Raw genomic sequence first — 22,677 nt, 5'->3', positions numbered from 1 at the left:
CTCCTCCCGGGCAGGAATAGAGTGGATCAGTCGGAATAATCAAGCATATCAGAGACATGATGATGGATTTTTCCCTCGAACCGCCCGGCGATGGCTGCCTGGGTGGCCGCGCGGCTGGTCAGGCGGACCGGATGTTCCAGCGCCGCCTCCATCGTCGGGCGGTCGGGATAGGTAATGGCGAGGATCAGCGGATATTCCGGCGCGCCCTCGTCACGTTCCAGCCCAAAGGTGATGCGCAGCCCGGTCTGTCCGGGGAATTGCCGCCACATCGGGACCAGATCTTTGATGACGGCCTCGCGGAATGCCTCGGCCTGGCCGGGCAGCAGGTGGCCTTCGAAAATCGCATAGCGGGTCAGCATCATGATACCTTTGGGCTTGGCAGGGTTGCAGTGAAATATTCCATCAGCGCGGCCTGATCCTCACCGCCAAGACCGGCGGCGGTCAGCATCCGGTGCACCTCGGCGCACAGGCTGGTCAGCGGCATCGGCGTCGTCGTTTCGCGGGCCACAGCCAAGGCTCCGTCAAGGTCTTTGACCATGTTGTCGATCCGGCCAGTCCGGCGGTAATCGCGCGCGGCAAAACGCGGCATGTATTCCTGCAAGATGGCGCTGTCGGCGCGCCCGCCACGCAGGGCTTGCGGGATGCGGTCGGCGGCGATCCCGGCGGCTTCGGCAAGCGCCGTTGCCTCGGCCACGGCCAGGAAGTTCAGCCCGCATAGCACCTGATTGATCAGCTTCGTCGCCTGTCCGGCGCCTGCCGGTCCCATATGGGTGATGTTGCTGGCGACATGGCCCAGCACCACGCGTGCGCGTGCGACATCGGCATCCGTGCCCCCAAGCATCAGGGTCAATTCACCCGTCGCGGCCTTGGGCGCACCGCCAGACAATGGGCTGTCGACCCAAGCCAGCCCGGCTTCGGCGGCACGCGCAGCCAGATCGCGGGTGGCGGCCGGGTCGATCGAGGACATGTCGATGACCAGCGTGCCCGGCCCCGCACCTTCGGCAACGCCACCCGGACCGAAGACCGCTGCCTCGACAATGCGCGGGCTGTTCAGGCTAAGGATCACCGCATCCGCCCCGCGCGCGGCATCCGCCGCCGAAGGCGCGGCCTCGGCGCCCTGATCCACCAGTGCGGCGACCTTGCCGGCATCCAGATCGAAAACCCGCAGGGGCTGGCCCACGGCACACAGCCGCGCGCCAATCGCCCCGCCCATGGCGCCCGCGCCAATCAACGCCACGCTCATAGCGACACCGAGATGCCGCCGTCGACGAACAGCGTATGTCCGTTGACGAAGCTGGACGCATCCGACGAGAGGAAGACGCAGGCGCCGACCAGTTCCTCCACCTTGCCCCAGCGACCGGCGGGTGTTCGACCCTCCAGCCAGCTGCTGAAATCGGGGTCTGCCACAAGGGCGGCGTTCAGCGGCGTGTCGAAATAGCCCGGCGCGATGGCGTTGCAGTTCAGCCCCAGCCGCGCCCAATCGGTGGCCATGCCCTTGGTCAGGTTGCCCACCGCGCCCTTGGTCGCGGTATAGGGCGCGATGCCGGGCCGGGCGAGCGCCGTCTGCACGCTGGCGATATTGATGATCTTGCCGCGACCGCGCCCGATCATGTGGCGGGCCACCGCCTGCCCGACGTGGAAGACGCTGGCGATATTGGTCTGTAGAAGGCGTTCGAACGCATCTGCGGGGAAATCCTGCAACGGCGTGCGATGCTGCATGCCCGCATTGTTGACCAGAATGTCGATGGGGCCGGCTTCGGCCTCGAACGCATCGACAGCGCGGCGGACGGCGTCGTGGTCGGTGGCATCGAAGGCCAGTTCCTCGACCTGAAAGCCATCGTCCCGCAGCGCCTGGGCGGCCTTGGCAAGCCGCGCGGTGTCCCGCCCGTTCAGCACCACCGCGGCCCCCGCTTCGGCCAGCCCGCGCGCCAGCGCGAGCCCGATCCCCTGTGTCGAGCCGGTCACCAGCGCCCGCCGGCCGCTGAGATCGAACATCGCCACACCTTTGACTTCAGGCTGCATGGCCACAACTCCCCGCTTTTCAAATCCCTCTCATCCATGTATGTTATCGTTAACACGTTATGTCAAGCGAGTCGCCCATGCCCGAGATGAAAGCCATCGTCGTCCATGCCGCACATGATGTGCGGATCGAGGACCGGCCCATGCCCCTTGCCCCCGCGCCCGGACAGGTGCTGTTGCGACTGGCCGCTGGCGGCATCTGCGGGTCGGATCTGCATTACGCGCAGCATGGGGGCTTCGGTGCCGTACGACTGAAGGAACCGATGATCCTTGGCCACGAGGTCTCGGCCCATGTGGTGGCACTTGGTGACGGCGTGGATGGGCTGCGGCCCGGTCAACTGGTCGCGATTTCACCCTCGCGCCCCTGTGGTGCCTGTCGCTATTGCCTGGAAGGGTTGCCCAATCACTGCGAGAATATGCGCTTCTATGGCAGCGCCATGCCCTTCCCCCATATTCAGGGCGCTTTTCGTGAATATCTGCTGGCCGATGCGCGCCAATGCGTGCCTGCCGACGGTCTGACCCCGGCCGAGGCGGCGATGGCCGAACCGCTGTCGGTCGCGCTGCATGCGACGCGGCGGGTTGGCGGCATGCTGGGGGCCAGCGTGCTGGTGACCGGCTGCGGGCCGATCGGGCTGCTGGCGATACTCGCCGCGCGGCGGGCGGGGGCTGACCACATTGTCGCCGCCGACCTTTCGGATTTCACGCTCGACATGGCGCGCCGCGTGGGCGCGGATGAAACCGTCAACCTTGCCCGTGATCCGTCGGGGCTGGCCGCTTTTGCCGCTGGCAAGGGGACGTTCGGGGTGATGTATGAATGCTCTGGCGCCAGTGCGGCGCTGAATGCGGGGATCGCGGCGATGCGGCCGCGCGGGATCATCATGCAGCTTGGCCTTGGCGGCGACATGACTATCCCGCTGGGCCTGCTGACCGCGCGCGAGATCGACCTGCGCGGCGCCTTCCGCTTTCACGAGGAATTCAGCCTCGCCGTCAGTCTGATGCAGAAGAGGCTGATCGACGTTCGCCCGCTGATTACCCACAGCCTGCCGCTGGCCGATGCGCTAGAGGCATTCCAGATCGCCGCCGACCGCAGCCGCGCCGTCAAGGCCCAGATCGTTTTTGACCAGACCGAGGAACCGACCCAATGACCCAGACCATCGCCATCGGCGCCTATACCGACACTGACGCGCAGGCCCTGACCGGGGAACTGGGCGCGCTCGCCCTGCCCGAGCTGGCTGCACTGGCCGCGCTTCCCGAAGATCAGCGAAATGGCGTGCGCGCGCTCGCCTATAAGGGCCATGATCCGCTTGGCGGTGCGCAGATGGACCTGCTGCCAAAGCTCGAGGTGATCGCGAATTTCGGCGTCGGCTATGATGCGATCGACGTTGCGGCGGCGAATGCCCGGAAGGTTCTGGTCACTAACACGCCTGATGTGCTGACCGAAGATGTGGCCGATCTGGCCGTGGCGCTGATCCTGACCCACGCGCGCGAGGTGGTCCCGGCGGCCCAATATGTGCTGGACGGCGACTGGGCGCGCGGCGCGGACCTGCCGCTGGCGCACAAGGTCTCTGGCCGGCGCGTGGGCATTCTGGGCTTGGGGCGGATCGGCCAGCAGATCGCGCAACGCATGGCGGCCTTCAACTGCCCGATCCATTACTGGTCGCGGAGACCGAAGGACGCCCCCGGCTGGACCTGGCACGACACGCCCGAGGCGCTGGCGGCCAACAGCGATTTTCTGGTCATCGCGCTTGTCGGGGGGGCGGAAACCGCCGGGCTGGTCTCTGCCCCGGTGATCGCCGCGCTGCCCGAAAACGCGGTGGTGGTTAACATCTCGCGCGGCTCGACCGTGGATGAAGACGCCCTGATCGCGGCGCTGGAGGATGGCCGCATCCGCGGCGCGGCGCTGGATGTTATGCTGAACGAGCCGAACCCCAACCCGCGCCTGCTGGCGCTGCCGAACGTGCTGCTGCTGCCGCATATCGGTTCGGCCACGGTGGAAACCCGCGCCGAGATGGGTGCATTGCAGCGCCGCAATATCACGGCCGTACTGGCCGGTCAGCCGGCCGAGACGCCGGTAAATACCGGCTTCGGTGCCTGATCGTCGCGCCCCGACATGAAAAGGCGCGGCAATCGCTTGCCGCGCCTTTCTACTGTGATGTCGGATCAGGGACGAACGGCGGTGACCTCGATCTCGACCAGCCAGTTCGGGTTGACCAGCTGATCGACGATCATCGCTGAACGGGCCGGCAGGTTCGGCTGTTCGGAGGTGCCGAAGAACTGAGTATAGCCCTCCATAAAGCCCGCGAAGTCTGCCGGCGCGCCTTCGGGGGCGACCAGGAAGACCTGCATCTTCACCACGTCACCCATGGTCAGATCCATATCCTTCAGATTTGCGTCGATGGCATTCAGGACGCTGACGGTCTGGGCCTTGGTATCGCCCCAGGCTTCGGGCGTCGCGGGGTCTGCGGCTTCGTCGGCCACCGCCGGCACCACGCCGGACAGGTAAACGGTGGTTTTGCCCGCCGGAATTTCCACCGCGCGCGAAATCGGGAAATCGGAATCGGGCAGCTTATGGCGGACGATGTCCTGCGCTTGCGCCAGCAGCGGCAGTGTGGCCAGGGCGGCGGCGAGGGCAAATGTCTTTTTCATCTGATATCCTTTCATTCTGTTCCGTCTCATTGGCGGGTCCGCATCAGCGCGCGGCGGCAACGTCTTCGGCAGTGGTCTCGCCTTCGAAGTTATTACCAAGATCGTGGCGAATGTAATTCACGACTGCGGCAATCTGGGCGTCATCCATCACATCGCCGACCGGCGGCATCGCCTTCTGCCCGTTGATGATCAGGTAGATCGGATAATCGGGCACTTCCAGGTTCGCGTTTCCAGCCAGCGCCGGATAATGCCCTGCCCCGGTCGCGCCCTCTCCCGCGGCCATGTGGCAGCCCGAACAGATGGCGTTATAGATCGCCTTGCCCTCGGTCCCGGGCAGTTTGGCATCGCTGCCGCTTTGCACGAAATCCTGCGCCGAAGCCGCGCCCGAAAGCGCCGTCATGGCTGCGAAAACCGCCAGATAAATGCGTTTCATAGCTGTGATCCTTTCCGGTGGCGTCACTCAGGCGCCGATGACATGCTTGTGCAGACGCTCGATGGCATCCAGCGCCGACAGGATGGCGCCCTCCTGCCATGCCGGCAGGTACGAGATATGTTCGCCCGCCATCAGCGTGCGCTGATCCATCTGGGTGGCGATCGGGTAATATTCTTCCTGGTTGCGCCAGATGCCGTAACAGCCCAGCGTCCAGGGCACCCGGTGCCAGGCGACGGAAACGCCACTGGCGAATTCGTCACGATATTGCGGATGGATCTGCGACCCGAATTCCAGCGCGCGCTCGATCCGTTCGGCGGGCGGGACGGCACTGAACTGATAGGCAGCCGCGCCCCAGGAATAGGTCGCCAGCAACACGCCCGGCCCGTCACTGAAGAAGTCCGTCGAGGGATAGGAAATCAGCGTGATCGGCAGGTTCGTATAGCTGATCCCGCCATAGATGTGATCGTCCTGCTCCCAGAACCGGCGCTTGAATTCCAGACCGACCTTGATCGAGGCCTCGTAATAGACATCGTCGATTGCGGCCGACATGTCGGACGAGAAATTGTGGTCGATCTGCCCGAGGACCGAGAAGGGGATCGTGCAGATGCAGTAATCGGCGCTCGCGGTCTGCTCCTCGGTGCCGCCATTGCTGTCGACCCAAGTGGCCTCAACGCCGGTTTCGCTGCCGCGGATGCGGATGACCTTGGCATCATAGGTGATGACATCGCCCAATTCGCGGGCGAAGGCCTGCGCGATCATGTCCATGCCGCCGACGGGCTGGAAGATCGCCGCCTGATGGTCGATGGATTCGCCGGTGATGAGGTCATTCCACAGCCGCCCCTGCAAAATGTCGCTCAGCGAGATCGTGTCCGAAGGCACACCCGGTCCCTGGGTGCCGCCGCCCGGATCCTTCTCCCATCCACGATACAGCGACACCGCGTCAGATTTAACATAGGCGAGGTCATCGTTCAGCACGCCGTATTTCTTCAGCGATGCGACCAGCATTTCGGCATCGGCATCTGTCACCAGACCGTCCAGCTTCTTCTGGTCAACGGCCTTGGCCAGCAATTCGGCGATCTGGCCGCGATAATCGGCCTGGATCTGCTTGAAGCGCTGCGGCTTGCCTTCGAAGGCCTCGGTATTGTGCAGGTAGGCGTTCCAGTTGACCTGAATGAACGGCTCCAGCTTGACGCCGAAGCGCTTGCAGTAATCCAGCACGGCGTAGTGGTCCGAGGGGATGCGCCAAGGGCCGGGGTTCATGTAATTGCCCTCGGCGAATTGCACCTCCTGAACATCGTCGCCCAGTTCGGCATAGCTGTCACCGCTGCGCAGCGTCCAGCAGCGGCCGCCCGCTTTTTCACGATATTCCAGCACCTGAACGCTATAGCCGGCATTACGCAGTTCATAGGCGGCGGTCATGCCAGCCAGTCCCGCGCCCAGCACCAGCACCTTGGTGCCCTTGGGATCACCTTCCAGCTTGATCGGACCCTTGTAGTCGGATGTCGCGGCATAGCCCATGCCCGACATGGCGGCGTACATTGCTGAGGCGCCAGCCGTCATGCCGACCATGGTCAGCAGATCGCGACGCGACATTCCAGTCGGATTGCTTGTCATGTCATTCTCCATCTCGCGCAGAAATTCTGAGACGATTTGCCGCATTGCAAATGAGGATATCGCCTGACCTGAACTGATCTCGCCTGAGGGAAAGTTGCAAGGTAAATTCAGAATATTCGAGTGAATGCGTATAATATATTGATTTATTTGAATATTTTTTTTGAACCAAAGGGTGCAAAGCGCTGCCTGTACATCGGGCAATGCAGAACTTCCGGATCAGCGCGGACATGGCGCAAGTCAACGCCCTCGGCAAGCGCGGCCGGTATCAGCGCCTCTCATCAACTGTTCGACCAGTAGGCCGCCTGACATCGCGGGTTTCCGCTGCACCCGAGAAATTTCCGGGGTCCGACAGCAGCGAAAATAAAATATCCAATTGATTTACATGAATGAATTGACACAATGCAGTCGAATTTTTTGAGCCACACTGATTCTGATGCACATTTTGCAGAACGCACTCAACGACCGCATTGGGAATCACGATGCCACTGTGCCAGCGCTTCGCCTGACAGGCGCGACGGATCGAAATCACCGCCGGCACGTCGAGACTGAAAACAGATACTCCCATAGCCCGGAACAACGTGATTCCACCAGTTGGGAGAGGATTGACCGATGACGACAACGCGGACCGAACATGGCTCGTTGGGCGAGATCGGCGTGCCTGCAGGCGCCCGGTACGGGTTGCATAGCCTGCGGGCACTGGACAGTTTGCCGCGCCCCGGAGTTGGGCTGAACCACTTCCCCGAACTGGTCCGGTCGCTGCCGACGGTCAAGGAAGCTGCCCACTTTGTCGGCGGCTTAAGCGATGCCGACATGGGTGAGGCTTTTCAACCGGATGTGGTTCTGGGTCCGCAGACGCTGCGGGCGAAGGTTTCTTGAACACGACGAAATTAACGGAGGCGCTTTTGCGCCGCCGCATTAAACTCCGAGGGAGGGGAATATGACCGACAACACGAAGATACCCGACGATCACGCGCAGCCGCGCGGTCTTTGGGGCCGCTGGCGCGGGATGATGTTGTGGAAGCAGATCTTCATCGCGCTGGCACTGGGTGCCGGGCTTGGCATCGTGCTGAATCAGACCGGAAATGCTGACATCGCGCTGGCGATCAAGCCCGTCGGCACCATGTTTGTTAACGCCATCAAGATGCTGATCGTGCCGCTGATCTTCGTGTCGCTGGTGGTCGGCATGATGTCGATGCAGGATCTGGGCAAGATGGGCCGCGTCGGGGTAAAGACGGTGCTGCTGTATCTGGTCACCACCGCCATCGCGATCACCATCGGGCTGGGGCTTGGGATCATCCTTCAACCCGGTGCCGGGATCGACATGTCGGCCGCCTCCGCCGCTGCCGAAGCCGGGGCCGCCCCCAGCCTTGTCCAGATCGTCGTCGATCTGATCCCGACCAACCCGATCGCCGCCGCGGTCGATGGCAATGTGCTGCAGCTCATCGTCTTCGCGATCCTGTTCGGCATCGCCATCAATCTTGCCGGCGACAAGGCCCGCCCGGTGCGCGAATTCTTCGAATCGCTGTCCGAGGTGATTTACAAGCTGACCGCCATCATCATCGCCTTTGCGCCCTACGGTGTCTTTGCGCTGATGGTCTGGGTGGCTGGGACATACGGCCTCGACATGCTCCTGCCGCTGGGCAAGGTGATCTTTGCCGTCTATCTGGGCTGCGTCATCCATGCCGTGCTGGTCTATGGCGGCCTGGTCAAGCTGCTGGCGCGGCTGAACCCGGCGCGCTTTTTCCAAGGCGTGTTCGAACCCGCCATGGTGGCCTTCACCTCGACCTCCAGCTCTGGCACGCTGGCAGTGTCGATGACGGCGGCGGAAAAGAACCTCGGCGTGTCGCGCGGGATTTCCAGTTTCGTGTTGCCGCTGGGGGCGACCATCAACATGGACGGCACGGCGCTGTATCAGGGCGTCTGTGCGCTGTTCGTGGCGCAGGCCTTCGGGGTGGACCTTGGCGGTGCCGACTATGTCACCATCATCCTGACCGCGACGCTTGCCTCGATCGGGACGGCGGGCGTGCCGGGGGCGGGTGTGATCATGCTGTCGCTGGTGCTGGCTTCGGTCGGGTTGCCGCTGGAAGGCGTGGCGGTGATTGCGGGCATCGACCGGATCCTCGACATGGCGCGTACGGCGCTGAATGTGACTGGCGATTGCGCAGTGTCCGTGGTGGTCGGGAAAAGCGAGGGCGAGTTGGACCAGCAAGCCTATGACACCCCGCATGTCATGGACACGCCCACGATGAATGAACTGCGGCAATAGATCACGCGGGCGGGCGTCTCGGCGCCCGCCGCAGCCTTTCGTGACGGGCGGCGCCGCAGCTTAGGCTGCATTCAGCGCCGCGCATGGCCTGTCACGGTCGATTTCGGCGAGCACCGGAACCGCATATATGCCCCGACATCAGGCCGCCGAGGCCAGAACCTCTTGCAGGTCCGACACCGTCAGGGTGACCGGGTTGCCCTTGTAGGACGAGCTTTGCATCGCTGCCCTCGCCACCTGCGCATGCAGCGACGGATCCAGCCCCTGCGCCATCAGCCCCTGAAGCCCCGCGTTGCGCGCCCATGCGGCAAGTGCGGCAGGGGCGTCGGCCTCGGGGACCGACAGCGCGGCGGCGATCAGGTCGCAGACATGGGCGATCCGGCGCGCGGCCTCGCCTTCGGCACGCATCCGGTTCATCGCAAGAACCGGCCCCAACAGCGCGCCGCAGATGGCCCCATGCGCCGCCGGCGTCACGCCGCCGATCACGCCCGCCAACCCATGCACCGCGCCGAGACCGCCATTCGCCAGCGCCATGCCGCCCGACAGGCTGACCCAGGCCATGGTATCGCGCGCCGCCGCGTCCTCGGCCTGCATCAGGCGTCGAAGCGCCGCCAGACCCGGCCCGATCACCGGCAGGGTCAGCGCATCAGTGAAGGGCGTGGCCTTGGCCGAAATATAGGGCTCGATCACCTGCGCCAGCGCATCCAGCCCCGAGGTCAGCGTCACCGCGCGCGGGCAATGATCTATCAGGGCTGGATCGACAATGGCGATGCGCGGCAGCATCCGCACGTCACGCAGCGAGACCTTGCGGCCATGGTCGGGCAGGCCGATGACGGCGTTGCGTGTGGCCTCGGCCCCGGTGCCGGCGGTGGTGGGGATTGCAACAAAGGGCAAGGGCGGAACCGCCAGCGGCAGCGCGCGGCCCACGACCTCAAGGTGATCCATGGGGGTGCCGGGCGCAGGTATCAGCGCCGCCAGCGCCTTGCCCATGTCGATGGCCGCGCCGCCGCCCAGAGACGCTACCCAGTCGGGCCGCGCCGCGCGGGCCTGATCCAGAGCGTCCATCAGCATGGGAAGCGTCGGTTCCGACCCGCAGGCCACCGCCGTGACTTGTTGGCCCGCCGCGCGCAATGCGTCCACCAGCCATGCGGCGCGGTCGGCGGAATGGCCGTGGACGACGACACCCCTGCCCCCGAACGCGGCGATCAGGCCGGGCGCTTTCGCAGCCTCGCCGCGCCCGAACAGCACCTGTCCGGGCAGCGCGAATCCGAAAGCCCCGCTCATGTCGCGGAAATCGTGGCTTGCACGGCGCGCTGCCAGCGGGCGTATTTCGCGGACCGCTTATCCTCATCCATGGCAGGATCAAAGCGGCGTTCAAGCGCCCAGCTTTCGGCAAATCCTTCCTGTCCCGGACAGATCCCGGCCCGCATCCCCGCAAGCCATGCCGCGCCGAGCGCGGTGGTTTCAGTCACGATCGGCCGGTCCACCGGCGCGCCCAGAATGTCGGACAGGAACTGCATCGCCCAGTCAGAAGCCACCATGCCGCCATCGACGCGCAATACGCCCTCGGCCTCTGCCGTCCAGTCGGCATGCATGGCCTCCAGCAGGTCGCGCGTCTGATAACCGACGCTTTCCAGCGCCGCGCGGGCAAATTCCGCCGGCCCGGAATTGCGGGTCAGCCCATAGACCGCGCCGCGGCTTTCCGGCCGCCAATAGGGCGCGCCAAGCCCGGTGAAGGCCGGCACCAGCACCACGTCCTGCGTCGGATCGGCGGCCTCGGCCAACCCCTGCGTTTCGGACGCATGGCGAATGATCTTCAGCCCGTCACGCAGCCATTGCACGACCGCACCGGCAATGAAGATCGAGCCTTCCAGCGCATAGGTGGTCCGGCCGTCAAGCCGGTAAGCGATGGTGGTCAGCAGCCGGTTGGTCGAGGGCACCATCTCCTCGCCCGTATTCAACAGTGCGAAGCAGCCAGTGCCATAGGTCGATTTCATCATGCCGGGCTGGAAACAGGCCTGCCCCATCGCGGCGGCATGCTGATCGCCCGCAACGCCCAATATGGGGATCTCGCGCCCGAACAGATCGGCGCGTGTCACGCCGAAATCATCGGCGCAATCGCGGACCTCGGGCAGCAGGGCGGCGGGAATCTCCAGAAGCGCCAGGATCTCGTCGTCCCAGCGGTTTTCGGCGATGTTATACAGCAGCGTGCGCGCCGCATTGGTCGCATCGGTCGCATGCACCTTGCCGCCGGTCAGGTTCCAGATCAGCCAGCTGTCGACGGTGCCAAAGGCCAGCTCGCCCTTCGCCGCCCGTTCGCGCGCGCCGGGGATGTTGTCCAGCAGCCATTTCAGCTTGGTGCCCGAAAAATAGGGGTCCAGCAGAAGGCCGGTGCGCGCGGTGACCATCTCCTCGTGGCCCTGATCTTTCAGCGACGCGCAGATATCGGATGTGCGGCGGTCCTGCCAGACAATCGCATTATGCAGCGGTTGCCCGGTCGCACGATCCCACAGCAGCGTGGTTTCGCGCTGATTGGTGATGCCGATGGCGCTGATGGCCGAGGCCTGAATCTTTGCCTTCTCGATCGCCGCCCGCGCGGTGGCGGCGACGGTGGCCCAGATGTCCGAGGGGTCATGTTCGACCCAGCCCGATTGCGGGTAATGCTGGGGAAATTCTTCCTGCGCGGTGGCGACGGGGCGAAGCTCCGCGTCAAAAAGGATGGCGCGGGACGAGGTCGTGCCCTGATCGATGGCAAGGATATGGGTCATGGCGCAGCTTCCCCCCGTGCTGCCGGGCGCAGACGCCCGTCGAAAATGTCATAAGAAAAGGCGGGCAGCCGCAGCCGCCCGCCCTGCCCGGTCTTACTGCCAGGATTTCAGCAGCTCGTCATAGGAAACCGTTTCGCCCTGCGGCTTTTCGTTTTCCAGCGCCGCAACAGGTGCGCCGGGTGCGTCCAGCCATTCCTGCGGATCCTTTTCCTCGTTCATCACCGGCCCAAGATCGCCCTGAACACCTGCACGTTCCAGACGCTCCAGCACACGCTCCTGCTCGGCGCAGAGGGCATCCAGCGCCTCCTGCGGGGTTTTGGCACCCGACAGCGCGTCACCGATATTCTGCCACCACAGCTGCGCAAGCTTCGGATAGTCAGGAATGTTGGTGCCGGTCGGCGACCACTGCACGCGCGCGGGCGAGCGGTAGAATTCGACCAGACCGCCCAGTTTCGGCGCGCGATCCGTGAAGGACTGGTCCTGAACGGTCGATTCGCGCACGAAGGTCAGCCCGACATGGGACTTCTTCACGTCCACTGTTTTCGAGCCGACGAACTGCGCATACAGCCATGCGGCCTGTGCGCGGTCCACGGGGGTCGATTTCAGCAGCGTCCACGACCCCACGTCCTGATAACCGATCTTGGTGCCTTCTTCCCAGTAAGCGCCATGAGGCGAAGGGGCCATGCGCCATTTCGGCGTGCCGTCCTCGTTCACGACCGCAGTGCCTTCCTTGACCATATCGGCGGTGAAGGCGGTGTACCAGAACATCTGCTGGGCGATATCGCCACGCGCCGGCACCGGGCCGGCCTCACCAAAGGTCATGCCCATGGCTTCCGGTGGCGTGAACTTGTTCAGCCAGTCGATCGCCTTGGTGACGGCATAGACCGCCGCCGCGTCGTTCGTCGCACCACCGCGCGCCACGCAGGAGCCGACAGGACGCGAGTTTTCGTCCACGCGGATGCCCCATTCGTCGACCGGCAGCCCGTTCGGGTCGCCTTTGTCGCCCATGCCGGCCATGGACATCCAGGCATCGGTGTAACGCCAGCCGAGGCTGGGGTCCTTCTTGCCGTAATCCATGTTGCCCCAGGCAGAGGTCGGGCCGCCCTCGATATAGGACATGTCGCGGCCGGTGAAGAATTCGGCGATGTCTTCATAGGCCGACCAGTTCACCGGAACGCCCAGATCATAGCCGTATTTGGCCTTGAAATCGTCCTTGGTCTTCTGGTCGTTGAACCAGTCATAGCGGAACCAGTAGAGGTTCGCGAATTGCTGGTCGGGCAGCTGATACAGGTCGCCATCCGGCGCGGTGGTGAATTTCAGACCCAGATAATCGTCCAGATCCAGACCAGGGTTGGTGAAGTCCTTGCCTTCGCCTTCCATCCAGTCGGTCAGGCTGCGGGCCTGCTGATAGCGCCAATGGGTGCCGATCAGATCGGAATCGTTGACATAGCCGTCGTAGATGTTTTCGCCGGTCTGCATCTGGGTCTGCAGCTTTTCGACGACGTCGCCCTCGCCGATCAGATCATGGGTGACCTTGATGCCGGTGATCGCGGTGAAGGCCGGGGCCAGCACCTTCGATTCATATTCATGCGTGGTGATGGTTTCGGAAACGACCTTGATTTCCATCCCCGCCAGCGGCGCTGCCGCATCGATGAACCATTGCATTTCCGCTTCCTGATCGGCGCGCGACAGCGACGACATCTCGCCGATTTCGGCATCGAGGAAGGCCTTCGCGGCATCCATATCCGCAAATGCCGGTGCCCCGGTCACCATCAGCGCAAGCGCCATGGCGGTGGTCGTGTAAGTCAGTCTCATGTGATCCTCCCGTTGAGACGTTTTATATGCCGGGGGCGGGCAGCCGCCCCGCAGCTTATCGTGGTGCCGTCAGACCCAGCGAAACACCGCTGCGGCATAGACGAGGCATAGCATCAGGCCCCACCAGACCGGGGCGCCGAAGAAGAACAGCCAGCCAAGGCAGATGAAGGCTGAGCCGAGAAGCGTGATGAACAGCCGGTCCCCGCGCGTGGTTTCGATCCGCAGGATGCCGCGTCGGGGCGTTTCCGGGAAGCGGACGGCCAGAATGGTGAACAGGACCAGCAGGCTGGCGATGACCCAGAAGAACAGCGCGACCGGGAAGGTCCACGCCATCCACCCGCCGGGGATCATCGGATCGGTCCATGCCTTCGCGCCGTCCTCGGTCACCGGCGTGGCCCAGATCAAAAAGCCGAGGGCAGCACCAAGGATGATGATGGCCGCCCCATAGATCGCGGGCCAGTTGGCGCGGCGGGTCGGGATTGCGGTATCGGTCATCAGACCCTCCCCAGGGCGAAGCCCTTGGCGATGTAGTTGCGGACGAACCAGATGACCAAGGCACCCGGTATGATGGTCAGCACCCCTGCCGCGGCCAGCACGCCCCAGTCCATGCCGGACGCGCTGACCGTGCGGGTCATGGTGGCGGCGATGGGCTTGGCGTTGACTGATGTCAGCGTGCGCGACAGCAGAAGTTCAACCCAAGAGAACATGAAGCAGAAGAAGGCGGCGACGCCGATGCCACTCGCGATCAGGGGCATGAAGATGCGGATGAAGAAGCGGGGGAAGGAATAGCCGTCGATATAGGCGGTCTCGTCGATTTCCTTCGGCACGCCGCGCATGAAGCCTTCCAGAATCCACACAGCCAGCGGCACGTTGAACAGGCAATGCGCCAGCGCCACCGCGATATGCGTATCGAACAACCCGATGGACGAATAAAGCTGGAAGAAGGGCAGCGCGAAAACTGCGGGGGGCGCCATGCGGTTCGTCAGCAGCCAGAAGAACAGGTGCTTGTCGCCGATGAAGTTATAGCGGCTGAAGGCGTAAGCCGCCGGCAGCGCCACCGCAATCGAGATTACCGTGTTCATCACCACATAGATGATCGAATTGACATAGCCCATGTACCAGCTGGGATCGGTCAGGATCACCGTATAGTTCCGCAACGTGAAGTTGTCCGGGAACAGGGTGAAGGCGCCGGTGATCTCGGCATTGGTCTTGAAGCTCATGTTCACGAGCCAGTAGATCGGCACCATCAGGAACAGCAGGTAAAGCGCCATCACCACGGCAGAGGATTTGATCCGCATTACAGTTCCTCCGGGATGTCGGATGCCGAACGGTCCATGTTCGTCATCACGGTGTAGAAAACCCAGCTGACCAGCAGGATCACAAGGAAATACATCAGGCTGAAGGCGGCGGCCGGGCCAAGGTCGAACTGTCCCACGGCCATCTTCACAAGGTCGATGGACAGGAAGGTCGTGGCATTGCCCGGACCGCCGCCGGTGACGACGAAGGGCTCTGTATAGATCATGAAGCTGTCCATGAAGCGCAGCAGAACGGCGATCAGCAGCACGCCCGACATCTTCGGCAGCTCGATATAGCGGAAGACGGCCCAACGGCTGGCCTGATCGATCTTGGCGGCCTGATAATAGGCCTGCGGGATGGATTGCAGCCCGGCATAGCACAAAAGCGCCACAAGCGAGGTCCAGTGCCAGACATCCATCACCACAACGGTGATCCACGCATCCAGCACATCGGCGGTGTAGTTATAGTCGATGCCAAGGGCTGCCAGCGTATGGCCCAGCAGGCCGATATCGGTGCGCCCGAAGATCTGCCAGATGGTGCCCACCACGTTGAACGGGATCAGCAGCGGCAGCGACATCACCACCAGCACGAAGCTGGACCAGAAGCCCTTCTTCGGCATGTTCAGCGCCACGAAAATCCCCAGCGGCACCTCGATCGCGAGGATAATGGCCGAGAACAGGATCTGCCGGCCAAGTGCCTCGTGCAGGCGCGAGGAATGGATCATCTCGTCGAACCATTCCAGACCCGCCCAGAAGAACTGGTTATTCCCGAACGTGTCGTTGAAGGCGTAATTCACCACCGTCATCAGCGGGATCACCGCCGAGAAGGCGACCAGCACCAGCACCGGCAGGACAAGGAACCAGGCCTTGTTGTTCTGTGTCTTGTCCATCAGGCCGCCCTCCCCAGCGGAGCGACGCGCCAGTCATCGGCATAGACGTTGATTTTAGCGGGCGTGAAGGCGACGCGGGCGTTTTCGCCGACCGGCTGGCCTTCCGGCAGGACGATGTTCAGGGGGCTGCCCATCACCTCGCCGCGCAGGATGCGGTGACGGCCAGCATCCTCGATCCGGTTGATCGTCAGCGGCAGGCCCGCGCCATCGGTCAGCACCGCATGTTCGGGGCGGATGCCGATCTGCACCTTGCCCGAGGCGGGCGCATATTCCGCACCCAGATCGACGCTTTCGCCACCGGGCAGCAGCGCGCGATTGCCCTGCACATCCGCATCCAGAAAATTCATTCCGGGCGAGCCGATGAAGTAACCCACGAAGGTATGCGCCGGGGTTTCGAACAGTTCTTCGGGCGTGCCCATCTGGACGACGCGGCCGTCATACATCACCACAACCTTGTCGGCGAAGGTCAGCGCCTCGGTCTGGTCGTGGGTGACATAGATCATCGTATGGCCGAATTCGCGGTGCAGCTGCTTCAGCTGCGTGCGCAATTCCCACTTCATATGCGGGTCGATGACGGTCAGCGGTTCGTCGAACAGGATCGCGTTCACGTCCTCGCGCACCATGCCGCGGCCAAGGCTGATCTTCTGCTTGGCATCCGCCGTCAGGCCCTGCGCCTTGCGCTGCAGCATCGATTCCATCCCGATCATCTGGGCGATCTGGTCGACGCGGGCCTTGATATAAGCCGCATCCATGCCGCGATTGCGCAGCGGGAAAGCCAGATTGTCGCGCACCGACATGGTGTCGTAGACGACCGGGAACTGGAAGACCTGGGCGATGTTTCGTTCCGCCGTCGCCGCATCCGTCACATCGCGGTCATTGAACAGCACCCGCCCATGACTGGGCCGCAGCAGGCCAGAGATGATGTTCAGAAGCGTCGTCTTGCCGCAGCCCGATGATCCCAGCAGCGCGTAAGCGCCCCCATCCAGCCAGACGTGATCCATTTCCTTCAGCGCGTAATCCTGCTCCGATTGCGGGTTCGGATAATAGCTGTGGGCGAGGTTTTTCAGCGTGATCTGTGCCATGGTCCCCTCAGGCCGCCATTGCATAGGAGGCGGGCGCGGCAAGCCGGCCTGCATCGTCGAACAGATAGACATGGGCCGGGTCCAGCCAGACCGTCAGCACCTGACCGGGGGTCAGGTCATGCACGCCCTCGACCAGACCGACCCAGCGGTCAGCGCCGTGACGAACATGGATGAAGGTCTCGGAGCCGGTGATTTCGGTCACGGACAGGGTGCAATCGAAGGGGATCGCCGCGTCGCTGTGCTTTGCCAGATGCAGGTGATTGGCGCGGAAGCCGGCCTGATAGCTGCCGTCGGGCAGATCGCTGAAACCGGCGACCGGTGAGCTGCTGTCGCCAAGCGTGACCTGCCCGCCTTGCTTGCGGGCGGTGACGAAATTCATCGGCGGGTCGCTGAATACGCGCGCGGTGGTGGCGTCCTGCGGCTGACGGTAAACCTCGGTCGTGGGGCCGAATTGCGTCACCCGGCCTTCCCACAGGGTCGCCGTGTTGCCACCCAGAAGCAGCGCTTCTTCGGGTTCGGTGGTGGCATAGACGAAGATCGCGCCTGAGGCTTCGAAAATGCGCGGGATTTCCACGCGCAGTTCCTCGCGCAGCTTGTAATCGAGGTTCGCCAGCGGTTCATCCAGCAGCACCAGCCCCGCGCCCTTCACCAACGCGCGGGCAAGCGCGCAGCGCTGCTGCTGGCCGCCCGACAGTTCCAGCGGTTTGCGCTCCAGCATCGGGGTCAAGCGCATCATTTCAGCGGTTTCGCGCACCTGGCGGTCGATTTCATCCGCCGGCCGGCCAAGGATGCGCAGGGGCGAGGCGATGTTTTCGTAAACCGTCAGGCCGGGATAGTTGATGAACTGCTGGTAAACCATGGCGACGCCCCGGTCCTGCACCCGCTGGCCGGTCACGTCCTGACCGTCCCAAAGGATGCGGCCCGCGCTTGGCTGGTCCAGCCCGGCCATCAGCCGCATCAGGCTGGTCTTGCCGGCCAGGGTCGGCCCCAGCAGCACGTTCATCGTGCCCTTCTGCAATGTCAGGCTGGTGGGGTGGATATGCATCCTTCCCCCAACCGCGCGTGACACTCCTTGCAACTCCAGCGACATTCGCCCTCCCCTTTATCTGCTTCGCGCGCCTGCCTTGGCCCGGCGGCAGCGCGTTTATTCTGCGGCGGCCTCGTGCCGTGCCTGCCGCACATAGTCGTCCACTGCCGCCGCCCGGTCTGGCGGCAGATGCAGCCCCAGCTTGGTGCGACGCCACAGAATATCCTCGGCCGAGCGGGCATATTCCTTTGAAATCAGCCAGTTGACTTCGGCCCCGGTCAGCGTTGCACCGAAATCCGGGCCAAGATCGGCGGCGGTATTCGCAGCACCCAGCAAGTCGAACGCATCGGTCCCATAGGTGCGGACCAATCGGCCGGCCCATTCGCGCGTCAGGAACGGGTAACGCTTCTGGATCGTCGCGATGAGTTCCTCGACACCGTCGACCGCGAAATCCCCACCCGGCAGCGCCACCCCGGCGGTCCAGTCGCCCGAGGCCTGCGGAAACCAAGGTTTCAGCTTCGCCAGCGCGCTTTCGGCCAGCCGGCGATAGGTGGTGATCTTGCCGCCGAAAACGTTCAGCAGCGGCGCACCCTTGTCGTCGACGGTCAGGACATAGTCGCGCGTCGCCGCCGTCGCCGATTTCGCGCCGTCATTATACAGCGGCCGCACCCCGGAATAGGTCCAGACCACATCGTCGGGCGTTACCGGCTTGGCGAAATACTGGCTGGCAAAGGCGCAAAGGTAATCGCGTTCCTCGTCAGAGCAATGCACCTGATCCGGGCGGCCCTGATGGTCCTTGTCGGTGGTCCCGATCAGGGTGAAGTCCTGCTCGTAAGGGATTGCAAAGATGATCCTTCCGTCCGAGCCCTGGAAAAAATAGCAGCGATCGTGATCGTACAGCTTGGGCACGACGATATGGCTGCCGCGCACCAGACGCACGCCCTCGGTTGAATCGATATGAACCACATCGCGGATCACACCCTCGACCCACGGCCCACCCGCATTCACCAATGCGCGGGCATAATGGGTGGCAGGGCCGTTCGGGCCGTCAACCTCGACCCGCCACAGATCGCCCTCACGATAGGCGGCGGTCACACGGGTGGCGGTCATGATCTGGGCGCCGCGTGCTTCCGCGTCGCGCGCATTCAGCACCACCAGACGGGAATCCTGCACCCAGCAATCGCTGTATTCATAGGCCAACCCGAAGCCCGGCTTCAGCGGCTGGCCGGCCGGATCGGTCCTCAGGTCCAGCTTGCGCGTGCCCGGCAGGATCTTCCGCCCGCCCAGATTGTCATACAGAAACAGGCCCAGCCGGATCAGCCATGCCGGCCGACGCCCCTTCATCCAGGGCATGACCACCCCCAGCAGACGCGAGGTCGGAGTGTCGTTTTCGAACCGCATGTCCGGCGAATAGGGCAGCACGAAACGCATCGGCCAGCTGATATGAGGCATGGCGCGCAGCAGGGTTTCGCGTTCCTCCAGCGCCTCACGGACCAGACGGAACTCGAAATACTCCAGATACCGCAAACCGCCGTGGAACAGCTTGGTCGAGGCCGAAGACGTACCCTGCGCCAGATCGCCCTGCTCGGCCAGCACCACCGACAATCCGCGCCCGGCAGCGTCGCGGGCAATGCCACAGCCGTTGATGCCGCCGCCAATGACGAACAGGTCGACAGGTGCGGTCAATGCGGATGCTGGCACGTTTCCTCTCCCCCACGCGTTAGCGACGCGTTTTTTGATGCCCTCAGCAGTAACCGTTTCGGGGTGATGGTCAAGAATTATTTTCGTTCATGTTCGTTTTCATCTAAAGCGAACATGAATACGCTGCGTCGTGGTGCCAAACAGTGGTTCTATGCCGCATGTGCAGCATGATTTGCCCCTTGAATGCGCGTTTTCCTTGGGTCAGTTTTACGAAAGGGAAAACCGGAGGGACCATGGCGCTGAGCATCCGTCAGAATGAGATCGTCGAACTTGCGCGCGCCGAGGGTCGGGTTCTGGTCGATGACCTTGCCCAGCGTTTCGAGGTGACGCTGCAGACCATTCGCCGCGATCTGGGCGACCTGGCCGAAGCGGGGCTGGTTGATCGCGTCCACGGCGGCGCCGTGCCGCGCATGGGTATGGTCAACCTGGGATACGAGGCGCGCCGCCGCCTGCATTCGGATGCCAAGGCCGCCATTGGCGCAGCCTGCGCGGCGGCGATCCCTGACAATTCCAGCCTGATCCTGAACCTCGGCACCACGACCGAGGCGGTTGCCCAGGCGCTGATTCACCACTCCAACATCACCGTCATCACCAACAACATGAACGTGGCCAATATCCTTGCCGCCAATCCGGGCTGCGAGATCATGGTGGCGGGGGGCGCGCTGCGCAGGTCCGATGGCGGGCTGGTGGGCGAACTTGCCACCCAGTTCATCGAGCAGTTCAAGGTTGATTATGCGATCATCGGCTCTTCGGCGCTGGATCTGGACGGCGACATGCTGGACTACGACCTGGCCGAGGTCCGCGTCAGCCGCGCCATCCTGCGCCAGGCGCGCCAGTCCTTTCTGGTCAGCGACCACTCCAAGCTCGGCCGATCGGCCCCGGCGCGCATCGCCAGCCTGTCAGAGATAGACGTCTTCTTCACCGACCTGCCCCTGCCCGATCCGTTGATGGAACGCTGCGCCGATTGGGGAACCGAGGTGCAGCTGTGCGGCGGCGACGCCGACGATTAACGCAGCGCGGTCGCCCGAAAAAACGCGAAAGGGCCGCCCCGAACGGCGGCCCCTGATGCTTTCGCGTTGTCGCTCGGGCTAGTTCAGGCCCAGCAGGCGCATGGCCTCGGTGACCTGATCCTCGACCGCCAGCGCCATGTCGACGACTACGCCATCCTCGTCCGGCTCCAGCAGTTCCAGCGTCGCCAGCTGCGAATCCAGCAGCGAGGGCGCGAAGAAATGGCCCGAGCGGTGGGCCAGCCGGTCGGTCAGCAACTCGCGCGAGCCATGGACATGCAGGAACCGGACCCGTGGTGCGCCGCTGCGCAGGATGTCGCGATAGGACCGCTTCAACGACGAACAGCCCATGACCGCGCATTCGCCCTGCGCTTCGAACCGCGCGAGTTCGGCCGCCAGCGCATGCAGCCAGGGATCGCGGTCGGCATCGGTCAGCGGGATACCGGCATGCATCTTTTCGACATTGGCGGCAGGATGGAAGCTGTCACCTTCGATAAAGGGCCAGCCCATCCGGCGGGCGAGCGCTTCGCCGGTGGTGGATTTGCCGGCACCCGACACGCCCATCACCACGATATGCTGAAGGATCGCGCTCACAGCAGCCACCAGCCGATGGCGGCAAGGGTAAAGCCGATGGTGCCCAGCAGGGTCTCCATCACGGTCCAGGTCTTCAACGTGGTCTTTTCATCCATGTTCAGGAACCTCCCCACCAGCCAGAAGCCGGAATCGTTGAAATGGCTGAGCACGGTCGAGCCGCTGGCAATGGCGATCACCAGAAAGCACAGGTCCAGCTGGCTGAGACCGGTGGTCGCGGCGACCGTCGGCGCGATCAGCCCCGCCGTGGTGGTCAGTGCCACCGTGGCCGAACCCTGCGCCACCCGCAAGGCTGTTGCGATCACGAAGGCCGCGACGATCAGCGGCATGCCGATGTCCTGAAGGCTGCCCGCCAGCGCCTGCCCGATGCCGCTGGCACGCAGCACGCCGCCGAACATGCCGCCCGCCCCGGTCACCAGAATGACCGTGCAGATCGGTGCCAGCGCGCGGTCCATGATTTTTTCCAGCTCGGCCGGATTGCGCCCGCCCCGCAGCAGGAACATCGCAACGATCACCGTAATCAGCAGCGCCACCGGCGTCTGCCCGATCAGGCGCAGCGCTGCGACCCATGTCGCACCGCCATCGACCGTGCCCATCGTTGCCAGCGTGTTCAACCCGGTATTCAGGAAAATCAGCCCCAGCGGCAACAGCAGCACCGTCATCACCCGCCAGAAATCGGGGGGCGTGGTCTTGCTGGCGTTTTCCGACAGGTCGGCGCCCAGCAGCTCCGGCACCGGCAGGACCACCCGCTTGCCGATCCACAGGCCATACAGATAGGCCCCGAAGAACCAGGTCGGGATGGCCAGGATCAGGCCGACGATCAGCAAAAGCCCGATATCGGCGCCCAGCAGATCGCCCGCCGCGACCGGGCCGGGATGGGGCGGCACGAAGGCATGCATGACCGCGAATGCCCCGGCGGCCGGAAAGGCATAGCGCAGGACCGAGCCGCCGAACCGCAACGCAACACTGAAGATGATCGGCAGCATGACCACCAGGCCGGCATCGAAGAAGATCGGAAAGCCGAACATCAGCGAGGCCACACCAAGCGCCAGCGGCGCACGGCTTTCGCCGAACTTGTTGATCAGCCGGTCTGCCAGCACCTGCGCGCCGCCGGTAACCTCCAGCAGGCGGCCGATCATGGCACCGAAACCGACCAGCAGCGCGACCGAGGCCAGCGTGCTGCCAAAGCCCTTCAACATCTCGGGGACGACATCGGCAAAGGGAATCCCCGCCACCAGCGCCGTCAGCAGGCTGACCAGCACCAGTGCCACGAAGGCATGCAACCGGAAGCGCATAATCAAAACCAGCAGCAACACGACCGCAAGCGCGGCAATGGTCAGCAGCACGCCCGTACTGTGGACCGGTTCAATCGGAGTCATGTTTCCATCCCCTCGTTTAAATGATGCATCAATTCCCCCAAAAGCTGCCATTTGCAACCGCACATTGTCCCCGCCTGCGACCGTCCGCCGGCACGTGCGCCAGCCGCAGCAAACGACAGGCACGACGAAAGGCCATGGCTTCCTCGA

The 22,677-nt window shown here is 63.8% G+C and carries 22 protein-coding genes; 5 read left to right on the top strand and 17 right to left on the bottom strand.

Going from position 1 to position 22,677, the window contains the following annotated elements; genetic code table 11:
* Positions 1 to 26: 26 nt before the first annotated feature.
* The 3 genes from G7044_RS04475 to G7044_RS04465 are packed head-to-tail and all read right to left on the bottom strand — an operon-like array spanning position 27 to position 2,022.
* The gene (locus G7044_RS04475; RefSeq protein ID WP_235931127.1) at positions 27 to 362 is read right to left on the bottom strand and encodes a hypothetical protein; all 336 of its coding nucleotides are present in this window, start codon (positions 360 to 362) and stop codon (positions 27 to 29) included.
* The gene (locus G7044_RS04470; RefSeq protein ID WP_166326412.1) at positions 359 to 1,243 is read right to left on the bottom strand and encodes an NAD(P)-dependent oxidoreductase; all 885 of its coding nucleotides are present in this window, start codon (positions 1,241 to 1,243) and stop codon (positions 359 to 361) included. Before G7044_RS04470 ends, G7044_RS04475 begins: the two co-directional genes overlap by 4 nt.
* Positions 1,240 to 2,022, bottom strand: a complete 783-nt coding sequence (locus G7044_RS04465) for an SDR family oxidoreductase (protein WP_166326410.1) — start codon at positions 2,020 to 2,022, stop codon at positions 1,240 to 1,242. The genes G7044_RS04470 and G7044_RS04465 overlap by 4 nt, the downstream gene beginning before the upstream one ends.
* 86 nt (positions 2,023 to 2,108) lie before the next feature.
* On the opposite strand from G7044_RS04465, the gene G7044_RS04460 reads away from it, so the two are divergent.
* Both G7044_RS04460 and G7044_RS04455 read left to right on the top strand, forming a co-directional pair.
* A complete protein-coding gene (locus G7044_RS04460; RefSeq protein ID WP_166327359.1) occupies positions 2,109 to 3,164 on the top strand; it encodes an L-idonate 5-dehydrogenase in 1,056 nt (351 codons plus the stop codon).
* Complete coding sequence (locus G7044_RS04455; protein ID WP_166326408.1) at positions 3,161 to 4,114, top strand: 2-hydroxyacid dehydrogenase; 954 nt, start codon at positions 3,161 to 3,163, stop codon at positions 4,112 to 4,114. The genes G7044_RS04460 and G7044_RS04455 overlap by 4 nt, the downstream gene beginning before the upstream one ends.
* Positions 4,115 to 4,179: 65 nt before the next feature.
* Here G7044_RS04455 and G7044_RS04450 read toward each other — a convergent pair whose 3' ends face one another.
* Genes G7044_RS04450 through G7044_RS04440 form a run of 3 tightly spaced genes read right to left on the bottom strand, consistent with a single transcriptional unit; the run spans position 4,180 to position 6,712 of the window.
* Positions 4,180 to 4,665 carry a RidA family protein gene (locus G7044_RS04450; RefSeq protein ID WP_207630157.1) on the bottom strand — a complete coding sequence of 162 codons (486 nt, stop codon included), beginning with the start codon at positions 4,663 to 4,665 and terminating at the stop codon, positions 4,180 to 4,182.
* A gap of 43 nt (positions 4,666 to 4,708) precedes the next feature.
* The gene (locus G7044_RS04445) at positions 4,709 to 5,098 is read right to left on the bottom strand and encodes a c-type cytochrome (protein ID WP_166326403.1); all 390 of its coding nucleotides are present in this window, start codon (positions 5,096 to 5,098) and stop codon (positions 4,709 to 4,711) included.
* A gap of 27 nt (positions 5,099 to 5,125) precedes the next feature.
* Complete coding sequence (locus G7044_RS04440; RefSeq protein WP_207630156.1) at positions 5,126 to 6,712, bottom strand: flavin monoamine oxidase family protein; 1,587 nt, start codon at positions 6,710 to 6,712, stop codon at positions 5,126 to 5,128.
* A gap of 609 nt (positions 6,713 to 7,321) precedes the next feature.
* Between G7044_RS04440 and G7044_RS04435 the strand changes: the two genes are divergently transcribed.
* Positions 7,322 to 7,588, top strand: coding sequence for a hypothetical protein (locus G7044_RS04435; RefSeq protein WP_166326401.1), 267 nt, complete (start codon positions 7,322 to 7,324; stop codon positions 7,586 to 7,588).
* 61 nt (positions 7,589 to 7,649) lie between these two features.
* Positions 7,650 to 8,978: a dicarboxylate/amino acid:cation symporter gene (locus tag G7044_RS04430; RefSeq protein ID WP_207630155.1), complete on the top strand. Its 1,329-nt coding sequence runs from the start codon at positions 7,650 to 7,652 to the stop codon at positions 8,976 to 8,978.
* 138 nt (positions 8,979 to 9,116) lie between these two features.
* On the opposite strand, the gene G7044_RS04425 is transcribed toward G7044_RS04430, so the two are convergent.
* From G7044_RS04425 to glpD, 9 genes are all read right to left on the bottom strand, one after another.
* A complete protein-coding gene (locus G7044_RS04425; protein WP_166326399.1) occupies positions 9,117 to 10,259 on the bottom strand; it encodes an iron-containing alcohol dehydrogenase in 1,143 nt (380 codons plus the stop codon).
* The gene (gene glpK / locus G7044_RS04420) at positions 10,256 to 11,743 is read right to left on the bottom strand and encodes a glycerol kinase GlpK (RefSeq protein WP_166326397.1); all 1,488 of its coding nucleotides are present in this window, start codon (positions 11,741 to 11,743) and stop codon (positions 10,256 to 10,258) included. Before glpK ends, G7044_RS04425 begins: the two co-directional genes overlap by 4 nt.
* A 93-nt stretch (positions 11,744 to 11,836) precedes the next feature.
* A complete protein-coding gene (locus G7044_RS04415) occupies positions 11,837 to 13,558 on the bottom strand; it encodes an ABC transporter substrate-binding protein (protein ID WP_166326395.1) in 1,722 nt (573 codons plus the stop codon).
* Between the two features lie 69 nt (positions 13,559 to 13,627).
* Positions 13,628 to 14,053, bottom strand: coding sequence for a DUF2160 domain-containing protein (locus G7044_RS04410; RefSeq protein WP_235931126.1), 426 nt, complete (start codon positions 14,051 to 14,053; stop codon positions 13,628 to 13,630).
* A complete protein-coding gene (locus tag G7044_RS04405) occupies positions 14,053 to 14,856 on the bottom strand; it encodes a carbohydrate ABC transporter permease (RefSeq protein WP_166326393.1) in 804 nt (267 codons plus the stop codon). The genes G7044_RS04410 and G7044_RS04405 overlap by 1 nt, the downstream gene beginning before the upstream one ends.
* Positions 14,856 to 15,743, bottom strand: a complete 888-nt coding sequence (locus tag G7044_RS04400) for a carbohydrate ABC transporter permease (protein ID WP_166326391.1) — start codon at positions 15,741 to 15,743, stop codon at positions 14,856 to 14,858. The genes G7044_RS04405 and G7044_RS04400 overlap by 1 nt, the downstream gene beginning before the upstream one ends.
* The gene (locus G7044_RS04395) at positions 15,743 to 16,825 is read right to left on the bottom strand and encodes an ABC transporter ATP-binding protein (RefSeq protein ID WP_166326389.1); all 1,083 of its coding nucleotides are present in this window, start codon (positions 16,823 to 16,825) and stop codon (positions 15,743 to 15,745) included. The genes G7044_RS04400 and G7044_RS04395 overlap by 1 nt, the downstream gene beginning before the upstream one ends.
* Before the next feature lie 7 nt (positions 16,826 to 16,832).
* Positions 16,833 to 17,915 (bottom strand): ABC transporter ATP-binding protein, encoded by a 1,083-nt coding sequence (locus G7044_RS04390; RefSeq protein ID WP_166326387.1) that lies wholly within the window; start codon positions 17,913 to 17,915, stop codon positions 16,833 to 16,835.
* A gap of 54 nt (positions 17,916 to 17,969) precedes the next feature.
* Positions 17,970 to 19,553 carry a glycerol-3-phosphate dehydrogenase gene (gene glpD / locus G7044_RS04385; RefSeq protein WP_166326385.1) on the bottom strand — a complete coding sequence of 528 codons (1,584 nt, stop codon included), beginning with the start codon at positions 19,551 to 19,553 and terminating at the stop codon, positions 17,970 to 17,972.
* 233 nt (positions 19,554 to 19,786) lie between these two features.
* Here glpD and G7044_RS04380 point away from each other — a divergent pair, with 233 nt between their 5' ends.
* Positions 19,787 to 20,563, top strand: a complete 777-nt coding sequence (locus G7044_RS04380; RefSeq protein WP_166326383.1) for a DeoR/GlpR family DNA-binding transcription regulator — start codon at positions 19,787 to 19,789, stop codon at positions 20,561 to 20,563.
* Between the two features lie 78 nt (positions 20,564 to 20,641).
* On the opposite strand, the gene G7044_RS04375 is transcribed toward G7044_RS04380, so the two are convergent.
* Together G7044_RS04375 and G7044_RS04370 are read right to left on the bottom strand one after the other, a co-directional pair.
* Positions 20,642 to 21,154, bottom strand: coding sequence for a gluconokinase (locus G7044_RS04375; RefSeq protein ID WP_328803804.1), 513 nt, complete (start codon positions 21,152 to 21,154; stop codon positions 20,642 to 20,644).
* Complete coding sequence (locus tag G7044_RS04370) at positions 21,151 to 22,530, bottom strand: GntP family permease (protein ID WP_166326381.1); 1,380 nt, start codon at positions 22,528 to 22,530, stop codon at positions 21,151 to 21,153. The genes G7044_RS04375 and G7044_RS04370 overlap by 4 nt, the downstream gene beginning before the upstream one ends.
* Positions 22,531 to 22,677 lie beyond the last annotated feature (147 nt).

It is taken from the genome of Paracoccus xiamenensis, from assembly GCF_011308835.1.
GTDB lineage: Bacteria > Pseudomonadota > Alphaproteobacteria > Rhodobacterales > Rhodobacteraceae > Paracoccus > Paracoccus xiamenensis.
Note: the sequence above shows the minus strand (reverse complement) of the source record. Positions and strands in the feature narration are given on the sequence as shown.

What these genes read in the sequence shown, in the direction of transcription:
- G7044_RS04380 (WP_166326383.1), top strand. Translation starts at nt 19,787, where the DNA reads ATGGCGCTGAGCATCCGTCAGAATGAGATCGTCGAACTTGCGCGCGCC.
- G7044_RS04475 (WP_235931127.1), bottom strand. Translation starts at nt 362, where the DNA reads ATGATGCTGACCCGCTATGCGATTTTCGAAGGCCACCTGCTGCCCGGC.
- G7044_RS04430 (WP_207630155.1), top strand. Translation starts at nt 7,650, where the DNA reads ATGACCGACAACACGAAGATACCCGACGATCACGCGCAGCCGCGCGGT.
- G7044_RS04370 (WP_166326381.1), bottom strand. Translation starts at nt 22,530, where the DNA reads ATGACTCCGATTGAACCGGTCCACAGTACGGGCGTGCTGCTGACCATT.
- G7044_RS04445 (WP_166326403.1), bottom strand. Translation starts at nt 5,098, where the DNA reads ATGAAACGCATTTATCTGGCGGTTTTCGCAGCCATGACGGCGCTTTCG.
- G7044_RS04470 (WP_166326412.1), bottom strand. Translation starts at nt 1,243, where the DNA reads ATGAGCGTGGCGTTGATTGGCGCGGGCGCCATGGGCGGGGCGATTGGC.
- G7044_RS04415 (WP_166326395.1), bottom strand. Translation starts at nt 13,558, where the DNA reads ATGAGACTGACTTACACGACCACCGCCATGGCGCTTGCGCTGATGGTG.
- G7044_RS04440 (WP_207630156.1), bottom strand. Translation starts at nt 6,712, where the DNA reads ATGACAAGCAATCCGACTGGAATGTCGCGTCGCGATCTGCTGACCATG.
- G7044_RS04425 (WP_166326399.1), bottom strand. Translation starts at nt 10,259, where the DNA reads ATGAGCGGGGCTTTCGGATTCGCGCTGCCCGGACAGGTGCTGTTCGGG.
- G7044_RS04465 (WP_166326410.1), bottom strand. Translation starts at nt 2,022, where the DNA reads ATGCAGCCTGAAGTCAAAGGTGTGGCGATGTTCGATCTCAGCGGCCGG.
- G7044_RS04400 (WP_166326391.1), bottom strand. Translation starts at nt 15,743, where the DNA reads ATGGACAAGACACAGAACAACAAGGCCTGGTTCCTTGTCCTGCCGGTG.
- glpK (WP_166326397.1), bottom strand. Translation starts at nt 11,743, where the DNA reads ATGACCCATATCCTTGCCATCGATCAGGGCACGACCTCGTCCCGCGCC.
- G7044_RS04455 (WP_166326408.1), top strand. Translation starts at nt 3,161, where the DNA reads ATGACCCAGACCATCGCCATCGGCGCCTATACCGACACTGACGCGCAG.
- G7044_RS04395 (WP_166326389.1), bottom strand. Translation starts at nt 16,825, where the DNA reads ATGGCACAGATCACGCTGAAAAACCTCGCCCACAGCTATTATCCGAAC.
- G7044_RS04410 (WP_235931126.1), bottom strand. Translation starts at nt 14,053, where the DNA reads ATGACCGATACCGCAATCCCGACCCGCCGCGCCAACTGGCCCGCGATC.
- G7044_RS04405 (WP_166326393.1), bottom strand. Translation starts at nt 14,856, where the DNA reads ATGCGGATCAAATCCTCTGCCGTGGTGATGGCGCTTTACCTGCTGTTC.
- G7044_RS04390 (WP_166326387.1), bottom strand. Translation starts at nt 17,915, where the DNA reads ATGTCGCTGGAGTTGCAAGGAGTGTCACGCGCGGTTGGGGGAAGGATG.
- G7044_RS04460 (WP_166327359.1), top strand. Translation starts at nt 2,109, where the DNA reads ATGAAAGCCATCGTCGTCCATGCCGCACATGATGTGCGGATCGAGGAC.
- G7044_RS04435 (WP_166326401.1), top strand. Translation starts at nt 7,322, where the DNA reads ATGACGACAACGCGGACCGAACATGGCTCGTTGGGCGAGATCGGCGTG.
- G7044_RS04450 (WP_207630157.1), bottom strand. Translation starts at nt 4,665, where the DNA reads ATGAAAAAGACATTTGCCCTCGCCGCCGCCCTGGCCACACTGCCGCTG.